Genomic DNA, 12,616 nt, shown 5'->3' with positions numbered 1-12,616 from the left:
CCGCACCGAGAGCGGCCCTGCTGTCCGGGGTACCGGGGGAAGCCCGCTCCGTCAAGGCGCCGGGATCCGCCGGGAAGCCCCAGGGGCGCACGAAACGGAGCGCGGCTCCCCAATCCCCCGGGACCGCCCGAAAGGCCCTCAGCCGCCCGGTGAGGGGCATGGAGCGGCGGGTGCGGGTGGTGGGGGGAGGCGGGCGTACGGGATGGGGGATGCGGGGCGCGTGAGAGGGGCCCGTCGCGGGGGCGGGCCGGAGGTGCGAGAAGGGCCCCACCGGATGGCGGAGCCCTTCTCGTCGATGAGGTCCTGACGGGATGTGCCGTACCCGATCGCGGCTGCGCCGCGGGCGCGGCCTCCGCCTCGGCAGGGTGGGGCGCGACGGGACGAGGGCAAGCGAAGGGGCCCCGTCGCTGTGACGGGGCCCCTTCGGTCATGCGGTCCTGACGGGATTTGAACCCGCGGCCTCCACCTTGACAGGGTGGCGAGCACTCCAAACTGCTCCACAGGACCAGGTTTCGCAGTGCGATTGCTGCCTTGCGCTGCGAAAAGAGACTGTACAGGAGCGGTGGCCCGCTGGTCGAACTCACCCTGCGTGCCGCTCCCGTTACGGGGCGGCGGCGTCGATCGCCTTCACGATCCGCTTGTCCGAGACCGGGTACGCGGTGCCCAGCGCGTGGGCGAAGTAGCTGACCCGGAGCTCCTCGATCATCCAGCGGATGTCCAGCACCTGCTGCGGCACCGGACGCCCCTGCGGCATCTGCTCCAGCAGCCAGGCGTACTCGTCCCGCATCTCGTGGACCTTCTCCATGCGGGTCGTGTCCCGCTGGACGTTCGCCGGCATCTGCTGGAGGCGGCGGTCCACGGCCACCAGGTACCGCATCAGGTCCGGCAGTCGCCGCAGCCCCGTCTCCGTCACGAACCCCGGCCTCACCAGGGCGTCCAGCTGTGCGCGTACGTCCTGGAGGTTGGCCAGCAGCGCGGGGCTGCGTACGCCCTTCAACCGGCGCTCACAGGCCTGCCAGGCGGCCAGAACCTGCTGCACCTGGCCCACCGCGCGGACCGTCGTGTCGACGATCTCGGCACGCACCTTGTCGTACAGCTTGCGGTACGACTCCTCGTCCCACACGGGCCCGCCGAAGTCCGCGATCAGCCGGTCCGCCGCCGCCATCGCGCAGTCGTCGAACAGCGCCTGGATGGAACCGTGCGGATTCGCCGACAGGGCGAGCTTCTGGGCGTTCGTCAGCTTCTCGGATGCGAACTTCGCGGGATTCACCGGGATATTGCGCAGGATCAGACGACGCGTGCCCTTCCACATCGCCGGCTGCTGTTCCGCCTCCGTGTCGAAGAGCCGTACGGAGACCGTGTCGCCGTCGTCGACCAGCGCGGGGAACGCCTTCACCGGCTGACCGGCCCGCCGCGTCTCGAAGACACGGGTCAGCGTGCCGACGGTCCAGTCGGTCAGGCCCGTCCGCTCCAGCGACTCACCGCCCTCGCGCTGGGCCGTGGCGGCCGCCGCCTGGGAGAGAGCCTGGCGGGCCTTCGGCTTCAGCCGGAGCCGGAGCGCCTCCAGGTCCTTGTCCTCGGCGATCTTCCGGCGTCGCTCGTCGACGATCCGGAAGGTGACCTTCAAGTGGTCGGGGACCTTGGACCAGTCGAAGTCGTCCGCGTCGAACGGAACCCCGACCATCCGCTTCAGCTCGCGGGCCATCGTCGTGGCCAGCGGCTCCTGGAGGGGCACCGCCCGCTCCAGGAACGCCTTCGCGTAGTTCGGCGCCGGCACGTAGTGGCGGCGGATCGGCTTGGGGAGGGAACGGATCAGCTCCGTGACGACCTCCTCCCGCAGACCCGGGATCTGCCAGTCGAAGCCCTCGTCCGTGACCTGGTTCAGTACCTGGAGCGGCACATGGACCGTCACCCCGTCCGCGTCCGCACCCGGCTCGAACTGGTACGTCACCCGGAACGCGAGGGCTCCCTGCCGCCAGGAGTCCGGATAGTCGGCCTTGGTGACGGCCTCCGCCGACTCGCGGATGAGCATCTCGCGCTCGAAGTCGAGGAGGTCCGGCTGCTCGTGGCGCTTGTGCTTCCACCACGAGTCGAAGTGCGCCCCCGACACGACATGGCCGGGCACCCGCTGGTCGTAGAAGTCGAACAGGGTCTCGTCGTCGACCAGGATGTTGCGGCGCCGCGCCCGGTGCTCCAGCTCCTCGACCTCGGTGAGCAGCCTGCGGTTGTCCGCGAAGAACTTGTGGTGCGTGCGCCAGTCGCCCTCGACCAGCGCGTTGCGGATGAACAGCTCGCGGGAGACCTCGGCGTCGATCCGGCCGTAGTTCACCTTCCGCTGGGCGACGATCGGTACGCCGTACAGCGTGACCTTCTCGTACGCCATCACCGCGGCCTGGTCCTTCTCCCAGTGCGGCTCGCTGTACGTGCGCTTCAGCAGGTGCTCGGCGAGCGGCTCGACCCACTCCGGCTCGACCTTCGCGTTGACCCGCGCCCACAGCCGGGACGTCTCGACGAGCTCCGCCGACATCACGAACCGCGGCGGCTTCTTGAACAGCGCCGAACCCGGGAAGATCGCGAACTTGGCGTTGCGCGCGCCCACGTACTCGCTGCGCCCGCCACCGTCCTTGCGGCCGCTCCCGTCCTTGCGGGCGGCCTGACCGGAGTCCTTCGACTCCTTCACGTCCTTCATCCCGATGTGGGAGAGCAGGCCCGCGAGCAGCGAGACGTGGATGCGGTCCCCGGGGGCGTCCTCCTCGTTGAGGTGGATGCCCATCTGCTTGGCGACCGTGCGCAGCTGCGTGTAGATGTCCTGCCACTCGCGGATCCGCAGGAAGTTCAGGTACTCCTGCTTGCACATGCGGCGGAAGGACGAGGAGCCGCGCTCCTTCTGCTGCTCCCGCACGTAGCGCCACAGGTTGAGGTAGGCGAGGAAGTCGCTGGTCTCGTCCCGGAACCGGGCGTGCTGCTGGTCCGCCTGGGTCTGCTTGTCGGCCGGCCGCTCGCGCGGGTCCTGGATGGACAGCGCCGCCGCGATCACCATGACCTCGCGGACACAGCCGTTGCGGTCCGCCTCCAGCACCATGCGTGCCAGTCGTGGGTCGACCGGCAGCTGGGCCAGTTTCCGCCCGGTCTCCGTCAGCCGCTTGCGGGGGTCCTTCTGCGTCGCGTCCAGCGCGTTCAGTTCCTGCAGCAGCTGCACGCCGTCGCGGATGTTCCGGTGGTCCGGCGGGTCGATGAAGGGGAACTTCTCGATCTCGCCGAGGCCCGCCGCGGTCATCTGCAGGATGACCGACGCCAGGTTGGTACGGAGGATCTCCGCGTCCGTGAACTCCGGGCGGGTATCGAAGTCGTCCTCGCTGTACAGCCGGATGCAGATGCCGTCCGACGTACGCCCGCAGCGGCCCTTGCGCTGGTTGGCGCTGGCCTGCGACACCGGCTCGATCGGCAGCCGCTGCACCTTGGTCCGGTGGCTGTAGCGGGAGATCCGCGCGAACCCGGGGTCGATGACGTACTTGATGCCCGGCACCGTCAGCGACGTCTCCGCGACGTTCGTCGCCAGAACGATCCTGCGGCCGCTGTGCTGCTGGAAGACACGGTGCTGCTCGGCGTGCGAGAGCCGCGCGTAGAGCGGCAGCACCTCGGTGCTGTGCCAATCAGCGCCTCCGGCGCGGGGATACGCCTTCTTCGTCAGCGCGTCCGCCGTGTCCCGGATCTCCCGCTCGCCGGAGAGGAAGACCAGGATGTCGCCGGGCCCCTCGGCCATCAACTCCTCGACCGCGTCCGTGATCGCGGTGATCTGATCGCGGTCGGCGTCCTGCGCGTCCTCCTCGAGCAACGGCCGGTAGCGCACCTCGACGGGGTACGTACGACCGCTGACCTCCACGATGGGAGCATCGCCGAAGTGCCGGGAGAACCGCTCCGGGTCGATGGTCGCCGACGTGATGACGACCTTCAGGTCCGGACGTCTGGGCAGCAGCTGGGCGAGATAGCCGAGCAGGAAGTCGATGTTCAGCGACCGCTCGTGGGCCTCGTCGATGATGATCGTGTCGTAGGCGCGCAGCTCACGGTCCGTCTGGATCTCGGCGAGCAGGATGCCGTCGGTCATCAGCTTCACGAAGGTGGCGTCCGGACTCACCTGGTCGGTGAACCGCACCTTCCAGCCGACGGCCCCCCCGAGCGGGGTGTCCAGCTCCTCCGCGACCCGCTCCGCGACCGTGCGGGCGGCGATCCGGCGGGGCTGCGTGTGCCCGATCATCCCGCGGACGCCCCGGCCCAGTTCCATACAGATCTTCGGGATCTGCGTCGTCTTGCCGGAACCCGTCTCACCCGCGACGATCACCACCTGGTGATCGCGGATCGCCTCGGCGATCTCGTCCTTCTTCTGGCTGACCGGCAACTGCTGCGGATACGTGACCGCCGGCACTCGCGCCCGACGCCCGGCCATCCGCTCCTCGGCCTTGGCGACCTCCGCCTCGATCTCGCCGAGCACGGCGGCCTTGGCCTCCGGCTTACGGATCTTGCGCGCGCCCTCGAGCCTGCGCCCGAGCCGCTGCGTGTCGCGCAGCGAGAGCTCGGTCAGGCGAGAGGCGAGAGCGCCGAAGGTCGGGGCGCCTGAGGAGGCGTGGGCGGAGGCGCCGGAGGAGGGGGCGGAGGCAGGGTGCGTGGACATACGGGAACCAGGATCTCATCCTCGAGAAATGTGTGGCGAACGGTTTTGTCCCTGTGGGTGCACAAGAACACCCCCTCCGGAATCCCGGAGGGGGTGTCTGTTGTGGCTGGGGCCGGGGTCGAACCGGCGACCTATCGCTTTTCAGGCGATCGCTCGTACCAACTGAGCTACCCAGCCACGAGGTTTCACGTGAAACCTCAGCGGTCCTGACGGGATTTGAACCCGCGGCCTCCACCTTGACAGGGTGGCGAGCACTCCAAACTGCTCCACAGGACCAAGCTCCGTACGACAGTGTCGCACAGGGTGATGCGTGCCCCCAACGGGATTCGAACCCGTGCTACCGCCTTGAAAGGGCGGCGTCCTAGGCCGCTAGACGATGAGGGCTATCGGCCCGCCTGGGCGCTTCTCAGCGCGTCGGGGACGTCCGAAGCATATGTGATGCCGGGAGGGATCGCCAAAACGGTTTACGGGGTGGGTGCCGAGGGGGTGGAGGAGGGGAGCCGGCCGGGGGGTGGGGAGGACGGTGGTGAGGGGGAGCCGGACGCGGTGCCGGACGGAGATTCGGACGGAGACCCGGAGGGTGAACCGGATGGGGACGCGCCCGGTTGGTTCTCCTCCGGGAGGTGCCGGCTGACCTCTGCCGTGGTCAGGCCCAGGCCCCCCAGCCGGATCGCGTCCCAGGCCTGGAGACGGCGGGTGTCGCGGTCGAAGTAGAGGATCGAGGCCTCGATCGGGTCGGGGTGTTCGCCCTCGACCGCGCGCAGGCCGCCGCCGCCGGTGGAGCCTTCGACGCGGAGCCGGGTGCCGTACTTCATGACCTTCGTCTCCTGGCGGTGGATGTGCCCGGCCAGGACGAGGGGCACCGTGCCGTCGACCTCGCGGGCCGCCGACGGTTCATGGGCGACGGCCACGTCGACCGGGGTGCCGGCGGCCCGCTGGTCGCGCAGGGCGGAGGCCAGGCGGGCGCCCGCGAGTTCCTGGGACTGCTCGGCGCCGGGCTTCGTGGAGCGGTCCGGGGTGAACTGCGGGTCGCCGATGCCGGCGAAACGCAGGCCGGCGACGGTTGTGGCCCGGCCGTCGTCCAGGACATGGACGTTCTTGAGACCTTCCAGATAACGCTGGGTGACGGCCGAGTCGTGGTTGCCGCGGACCCAGACGTAGGGGGCGCCGAGGTCCTCGACGGGGTCGAGGAAGCCGTTCTCGGCGGCGGTGCCGTGGTCCATGGTGTCGCCGGAGTCGACGATGACGTTCACCTGGTACTGCTCGACGAGCGAGGCGATGATCGCCCAGCTCGCGGGGTTGAGGTGGATGTCGGAGACGTGCAGGACCCGGAGGGTGGTCGGGTCGGGCTGGTAGGCGGGGAGCGTGGAGGTGGCGTCGTAGAGCTTCGTCACGTTGGTGACCAGGCGGGCCAGCTCCTTCTGGTAGATGTCGAACTCCGTGACGATGCTGCGGGCGTTGCCGACCAGGGAGGGCGCCGAGGAGAGCAGGCCGGAGAACTTGGGTTCGAGGACGGAGTCCGGGTTCCAGGAGGCGTACGCGGTGCCGCCGGACGCGGCCAGCAGGGTGAGGGCGAGGCCGCCGGCGGCCAGGGCCCGGCGCGGGCGGCGGTAGACGGCGAGGCCGAGGGCGGTGGCGCCGGTGACGACGGCGACGACGGAGCGTACGGCGAGGTCGGCGGTGCCGCGTGCGATGTCCTGGGTGACTTCGTCCTGGAGTCCGGAGAGACGTTCGGGGTGGTCGACGAGGGCCTGGGAGCGGGCGGGGTCGAGCTGGTCGACGTTGACGTCGAGGCGGACGGGGGCGTGGTGGCTGTCGAGTTCGAGGGCGCCCAAAGGGGAGACGTTGATCTTCGTGCCGCCCGTGAGGGACGGGCGCAGGGTCATGGTCGTGTCCATGGGGCCGACGGGGACGCGCACGTTGCCCACGATCAGCAGGCCGAGCCAGGCGCCCAGCAGGACGACGGCGAGGAGTCCCACGACGCGCTTGAAGGGGCGGGGCGGCCGGGCGGCGAGGAGGGCGGTGACGGCCGGCGTCGTGGCGGTGGAGCGGCGGCTGCGGGTGAGGGCTCGCGGGACCCTTCGGATGCGGTGTCGGAGGTTCCTGACGGTGGAAGGGACGCGTGCCATTGGTCCCGTATGCCCATACGGCGCGCCGGATATGCGGAATGCCCGGCGGGGCTCGTGCGGACGGGGCATGGCCCGCGACGGCTCCGCGCCGGAGCGCTGACGCGGCTGAAGGACGCGGCAGCGGCTGGACACCGTCGGTGCCCGTATGGGCTGCCCGTGCCGTACGGGCGTGCGGATCAGCCCCAGCCCAGTTCGTGGAGTCGCGCGTCCTCGATGCCGAAGTGGTGTGCCACTTCGTGGACGACCGTCACGGCCACCTCGTGCACCACGTCTTCCGCCGTCTCGCAGTAGCGCAGGGTCGGTCCCTTGTAGATCGTGATGCGGTCGGGGAGGACCCCGGCGTACCACTCCCCGCGTTCCGTGAGCGGAGTTCCCTCGTACAGGCCCAGTAGCTCCGGATCGTCGGCGGGCGGTTCGTCCTCCACGAACACGGCCACGTTGTCCATGACCCGCGCCAGCTCCGGCGGGATCTGGTCCAGGGCTTCGCTCACCAGTTCTTCGAACCTGTCACGCGTCATCTCCAGCACAGGACCATTGTCAGGTGTCAGGGGCGATCGTGGGGAGCGGCGGTACACGCGGATCCCGTGGACGACGGGGAAGCGCGCGACGGGGCCCGGTCTTGAGGGCCGTGCGTCTCCTGTGCGCGCAGGAGCGGGACCAGGGCCGGACTCCATGGGGCTTCGGCCCGAGGAGCACGTCAAGGCTGGGTCACCGGTCTGTCACCGGTGTGCTGCTGACGGGCTGCCGGCGTGTCCTCCTGCGGGCTGCGGGAGTTGGGCACGTTGACCCAGCATCGCAACCGGAGGTGGCCTCGTGCGCCCCTTGTACGTACCCGTCCGCCTGGCTGCCACCGTCGTGGCCGTCGCCGCTGCCGCCGGCTGTATGAGTGTCGGTGGGGACGGGGTGGGCGGGGCCAAGCCGTCGCACTCCGCGGGCCGTCCGGGCGGTGAGGCGCCCGACGGGGGGCCCGCGGTGCCGGGCGGCGCGGGCGGTCACGGTGCCGCGGCGGCCGAGGACGGGAGCGAGCGCCGCGCGGGCGGCGGCAAGAAGGGCAAGAAGGGCGAGAAGGGCGAGAAGGGCGAACGGAAGAAGGGCGGGGCGGGAGCCTCGTCCGCCGCCGAGGCGTCGCCCTCCCCGGGGGTGAGCGGGCCGGTGTCGGAGGACGGCGGGCCCGGCGCGCCGTCGGGGCCGCCCCCCGACAGCCGGCCGGAACCGCCGGAGCCGAGCGGGCCGGCCGATCCGGAGCCCACGCAGGTGCCGCCGGAGCCGTCGGTCCCGCCCGAGCCGACAGCCGCGGAGCCGTCCTCGTCGGCGCACGAGCCACCGGAGACCCAACTGGTGCACCGGGTGCCCGCGCCGGAGGCAGGGGTGCCCGTCTAGAGATTGGGACCTGCTCCACTGCCTCGCCCCCCTCCCGCCCCCTGTCTGACCTCCCGGTTTGCTTTCGGTGGTGCAGGGTGCGTATGGTGGCAGATCGTTTGATCCTATTTGCCCGGCGCCACTGCAGAGCGCGCCGTGTGGCGCGTACTCTCCCCTTACCGTGGTGGACCGCATCGAGGCGGTCATATTGCGATTGCGAATCACGGAGTTGACGGGCGCGTGCCGAAGAGACTCCGGAAGGTTTCGCATTCGTATGCCCATCGCCAGTACTGATCACGTCGTCGTGCCCGAGAACACCGAGGACACCGACACCACTGCTGTCATCACCGACATTGCCGACGTCACCGACGTCATCACCGACGTCGAGGTCGACGTCACGGACGACAGCGACACCGACAGCACCCCCGAGCTCACCTTCGCCGCCCTCGGTCTTCCCGAGGGTGTCGTGCGCAAGCTCGCGCAGAACGGCGTGACCAGCCCCTTCCCGATCCAGGTGGCGACCATCCCGGACGCCCTGGAAGGCAAGGACATCCTCGGCCGCGGCCGCACCGGCTCCGGCAAGACCCTCTCCTTCGGTCTGCCGACGCTGGCCACGCTGGCCGGCGGCCGGACCGAGAAGCACAAGCCGCGTGCCGTCATCATGACGCCGACGCGTGAGCTCGCCATGCAGGTGGCCGACGCGCTCCAGCCGTACGGGGACGTCCTCGGGCTGAAGATGAAGGTCGTCTGCGGCGGTACGTCCATGGGCAACCAGATCTACGCCCTCGAGCGCGGTGTCGACGTCCTGGTCGCCACCCCCGGCCGCCTGCGCGACATCATCAACCGCGGCGCGTGCTCCCTGGAGAACGTGCAGATCGCCGTCCTCGACGAGGCCGACCAGATGTCCGACCTGGGCTTCCTGCCCGAGGTCACGGAGCTGCTCGACCAGATCCCGGCGGGCGGTCAGCGGATGCTGTTCTCCGCCACCATGGAGAACGAGATCAAGACGCTCGTCGACCGGTACCTGAAGGACCCGGTCCACCACGAGGTCGACGCCGCCCAGGGTGCCGTCACGACGATGTCGCACCACATCCTGGTCGTGAAGCCCAAGGACAAGGCGCCGGTCACCGCGGCCATCGCCTCCCGCAAGGGCCGCACCATCATCTTCGTCCGCACCCAGCTGGGCGCGGACCGGGTCGCCGAGCAGCTGCGCGACGCGGGCGCCAAGTCCGAGGCGCTGCACGGCGGCATGACGCAGGGCGCGCGCACCCGGACGCTGGCCGACTTCAAGGACGGCTACGTCAACGTCCTCGTCGCCACGGACGTCGCCGCGCGCGGTATCCACGTCGACGGCATCGACCTGGTGCTGAACGTGGACCCGGCCGGCGACCACAAGGACTACCTGCACCGGGCCGGCCGTACGGCGCGGGCCGGCCGCACCGGCACCGTCGTGTCGCTGTCCCTGCCGCACCAGCGGCGCCAGATCTTCCGGCTGATGGAGGACGCGGGCGTGGACGCCACGCGCCACATCATCCAGGGCGGCGCGGCCTTCGACCCGGAGGTCGCCGAGATCACCGGCGCCCGGTCGATGACCGAGGTCCAGGCCGAGTCGGCGGGCAACGCGGCGCAGCAGGCCGAGCGCGAGGTCACCCAGCTCACCAAGGAGCTGGAGCGGGCGCAGCGCCGGGCGTCCGAGCTGCGCGGCGAGGCGGACCGGCTGGTCGCCAGGGCCGCCCGCGAGCGCGGCGACGACCCGGAGGCGGCGGTGGCCGAGGCGGCCACCGAGGCGCCGGCCCCGGCCGAGGTCTCGCTGCCGGAGCAGCCGACCGCACGCGACACCGAGCGCCCCGAGCGCCCCGAGCGCCGGGACGGTTTCCGTCGCGACGACCGTGGCGACCGTGGCGGTGACCGTGGTGGCCGTTCGTTCGAGCGTCGTGACGACCGCGGCGGTTTCAACCGCGACCGCCAGGGTGACCGTCCCGGTTTCCGTCGCGACGACCGTGGCGAGCGCGGCGGCCACCGCGGCAGCGACCGTCCGTTCAACCGTGACCGTCAGGGCGACCGCCCCGGCAGCGACCGTCCGTTCAACCGTGACCGTCAGGGCGACCGCCCCGGCTTCCGCTCCGGCGCCTCCCACGACCGCCCGTACGGCCGTCGTGACGAGCACCGCGGCGGCTCCGGCGACCGCCGCGAGGACAAGCCGCGCTGGAAGCGCAACGGCTGATCCCGGTACACCGGACTGACGTGGCAGGGCCCGTACGACACCCGTCGTGCGGGCCCTGCCGCATACGGACGGAACACGTCCGGGCCCGCCGCACCGATACCCGATCAACACCGCGCCCACGTCCCGCTATGCTCGTGGGGGCAACATCGCCTGGGGCCCTTAGCTCAATTGGCAGAGCAGTGGACTTTTAATCCATTGGTTGTGGGTTCGAGTCCCACAGGGCCTACCGAAGCGGGGGAGGGGAAACCCCTCCGACCTGCTGTGCAGCGCCCCGACCGGTAGAACACGGTCGGGGCGCTGCGGTGTTCGGGGGTGGGGGAGTCGTTCAGGCGGCTTCGTTCTGACGGGCGGCCGGTGCACTGTCGGGCCCGGTCCGCAGCAGTTGCCGGCGCCTGGGGCTTCCCGGGACGCGATGCAGGTTGTACGAGCCGGGCTTGCGTGCCTCGTCGGACAGGTGCTTCACGATCGCCTTGCACACGAACTCCTTGAGCTTCGCGCCGGGGCGGCCGTCGATGTGGAACCACACCGCGACGTCGTACCTGTGGGCGAACTGGAAGATGCCGCCGCGTCGGCCCAGGCTGATGCACTGGCCGGCGAACACCTGGTTGAGGGGCGACGGCTGATCACCCGCGATACGGCTCAGCACCGTGTCGGCGGCCCGTGCGCCCAGCGGCATCGCGGCCTGGCAGCTCATCCGCAGCGGCAGGTCCGACGGTGCCGCCGAGTCCCCGGCCGCGACGATGCGCGCGTCGTCCACGCACGTCAGTGTCTCGTCGGTGAGCAGACGGCCCACGGCGTCGGTGCTCAGCCCGCTGCGGACGGCCAGGTCCGGTACGCCGAATCCGGCGGTCCAGACGGTCACCTCGCTCGGCAGTTCCCGGCCGTCGCCGAGCCGTACGGAGCCGCGCGTCACCGCCGTCACCCTGGCGTCGGGGCCTTCGAGCACGGTCGCCCCGAGTGCCGCCAGCCGCCCGGCCACCGAGCGCCGGCCCCGAGGGTGCAGGTACGGGCCGAGTGCCTCACCGCACACCAGGGTCACGGCGCGGCCGGCCTCCGCCAGTTCGGCGGCGGTCTCGATGCCGGTCGGACCGGCTCCGACCACCGTCACCGCGGCCGTCGCGGGAGCGGCGGCGATGACCGGACGAAGCCGCTCCGCCGCCTCCAGAGTGGCGATCGGGTACGCGAACTCGGCCGCTCCGGGCACACCCGGATCGGCGGTGCCGCTGCCCACCGCGTAGATCAGATAGTCGTAGCCGACCGTGCCGCCGGTCGCCAACGCCACGCCGCGCCCGGCCGCGTCGATCCGGGTCACGGTGTCGACCACCAGCCGGACGCCGTCGGCCAGGACGTCCCGGTAGTCGACGACCGCGTCGTGGGACCCGCCCACCAGTTGGTGCAGACGGATCCGCTCGACGAAGTCCGGGCGCGGGTTGATCAGGGTCACTGTCACGTCGTCGCGCCGCGTCAGGCGGTTGGCCGCCATGACGCCGGCGTATCCGCCGCCGATCACGACCACATGGGTGTTCTCAGGCATGGTGTCTCCGTCGTCCGTCTCAGAGGTTCGACCGTTTACAGGGGGTCGGCCTCAAGACACCGCCCGGTCGTTCGCTGTGACAGCGGGCCGACGGGCCGACGGGGCTACGGGCTGGAGGGCTACGGGGGCAGGAACGTGCGTTCTTCAACGAGGCCCGGACGCCCGTGACTTCCCGTTCCGGTCACGTCGTGAGGCTTACGCGGTGAGGCGGCGGTAGGCCGCGAGGGCGTGGGTGAGGCGGGCGGCGGTCGTGCCGGCGACGGTGGCCGCGAGCAGGCAGCCGAGCCAGAGCGTGTCCCTGGAGCCGGTCCAGGTGAGGGTGCCGGCGGGCGGTATGGCCAGGCCGTTGAGGAACAGCCAGCACAGGAGCGCCGTGCCGGGGGCCGCGGTGAACCGCGCGCACCCGCCGAGGACGGCGGCGAGCAGGGACAGGGCCGCCAGGGCGAGCCCGGGGTGGTCCGGACCCACGACCGTGTGGAGCAGGACCACCACCGCCAACGCGCCGCCGAAGGCGCCGGTCCACACCAGCGGGGTGGCGACGGGCTGGGGCACCGGCCGCGGGCCGGTGCCGAGGGCGACCCACTCGACCATGCTGACGCTCCCCTTCCGTCGCTCCCCGGCGCCGGCCCGGCAGGTGGGGAGCGACGGTGGCCGGCGCGCCCGGCCCCGGCGGGCGAGGAGTGCGTACCCGGACGATTTTC

7 protein-coding genes and 5 tRNA genes are annotated in these 12,616 nt (G+C 71.1%); 3 read left to right on the top strand and 9 right to left on the bottom strand.

The window, feature by feature from the left end; genetic code table 11:
- Window positions 1-432: 432 nt before the first annotated feature.
- From ACFWVE_RS08500 to ACFWVE_RS08470, 7 genes are all read right to left on the bottom strand, one after another.
- A tRNA-Asp gene (locus tag ACFWVE_RS08500) sits at window positions 433-507 on the bottom strand.
- 94 nt (window positions 508-601) lie between these two features.
- Entirely contained in the window at window positions 602-4,669 is a 4,068-nt protein-coding gene (gene hrpA, locus ACFWVE_RS08495) for an ATP-dependent RNA helicase HrpA (RefSeq protein WP_384009529.1), read from the bottom strand.
- Between the two features lie 103 nt (window positions 4,670-4,772).
- Window positions 4,773-4,846, bottom strand: a tRNA-Phe gene (locus tag ACFWVE_RS08490).
- A 24-nt stretch (window positions 4,847-4,870) separates the two neighbouring features.
- A tRNA-Asp gene (locus ACFWVE_RS08485) sits at window positions 4,871-4,945 on the bottom strand.
- 35 nt (window positions 4,946-4,980) lie between these two features.
- Window positions 4,981-5,053: transfer RNA gene (locus ACFWVE_RS08480), tRNA-Glu, on the bottom strand.
- 80 nt (window positions 5,054-5,133) lie between these two features.
- The gene (locus tag ACFWVE_RS08475) at window positions 5,134-6,798 is read right to left on the bottom strand and encodes a metallophosphoesterase (protein ID WP_384009527.1); all 1,665 of its coding nucleotides are present in this window, start codon (window positions 6,796-6,798) and stop codon (window positions 5,134-5,136) included.
- A gap of 176 nt (window positions 6,799-6,974) precedes the next feature.
- Window positions 6,975-7,325 (bottom strand): metallopeptidase family protein, encoded by a 351-nt coding sequence (locus ACFWVE_RS08470; RefSeq protein WP_384009525.1) that lies wholly within the window; start codon window positions 7,323-7,325, stop codon window positions 6,975-6,977.
- A 286-nt stretch (window positions 7,326-7,611) separates the two neighbouring features.
- On the opposite strand from ACFWVE_RS08470, the gene ACFWVE_RS08465 reads away from it, so the two are divergent.
- The 3 genes from ACFWVE_RS08465 (at window position 7,612) to ACFWVE_RS08455 (ending at window position 10,607) form a co-directional block, all read left to right on the top strand.
- Window positions 7,612-8,178, top strand: a complete 567-nt coding sequence (locus tag ACFWVE_RS08465; protein WP_384009524.1) for a hypothetical protein — start codon at window positions 7,612-7,614, stop codon at window positions 8,176-8,178.
- Window positions 8,179-8,431: 253 nt separating this feature from the next.
- A complete protein-coding gene (locus ACFWVE_RS08460; protein WP_384009523.1) occupies window positions 8,432-10,381 on the top strand; it encodes a DEAD/DEAH box helicase in 1,950 nt (649 codons plus the stop codon).
- Between the two features lie 153 nt (window positions 10,382-10,534).
- Window positions 10,535-10,607, top strand: a tRNA-Lys gene (locus ACFWVE_RS08455).
- A gap of 99 nt (window positions 10,608-10,706) precedes the next feature.
- Here ACFWVE_RS08455 and ACFWVE_RS08450 read toward each other — a convergent pair.
- Together ACFWVE_RS08450 and ACFWVE_RS08445 are read right to left on the bottom strand one after the other, a co-directional pair.
- On the bottom strand, window positions 10,707-11,915 hold the full coding sequence (locus tag ACFWVE_RS08450; protein ID WP_384009522.1) for an NAD(P)/FAD-dependent oxidoreductase: 1,209 nt from the start codon (window positions 11,913-11,915) through the stop codon (window positions 10,707-10,709).
- A gap of 195 nt (window positions 11,916-12,110) precedes the next feature.
- Window positions 12,111-12,506: a hypothetical protein gene (locus tag ACFWVE_RS08445; protein ID WP_384009520.1), complete on the bottom strand. Its 396-nt coding sequence runs from the start codon at window positions 12,504-12,506 to the stop codon at window positions 12,111-12,113.
- Window positions 12,507-12,616: the final 110 nt, after the last annotated feature.

Source organism: Streptomyces sp. NPDC058632 (assembly GCF_042717095.1).
GTDB lineage: Bacteria > Actinomycetota > Actinomycetes > Streptomycetales > Streptomycetaceae > Streptomyces.
This window is presented reverse-complemented; position numbering and strand designations above follow the sequence as displayed.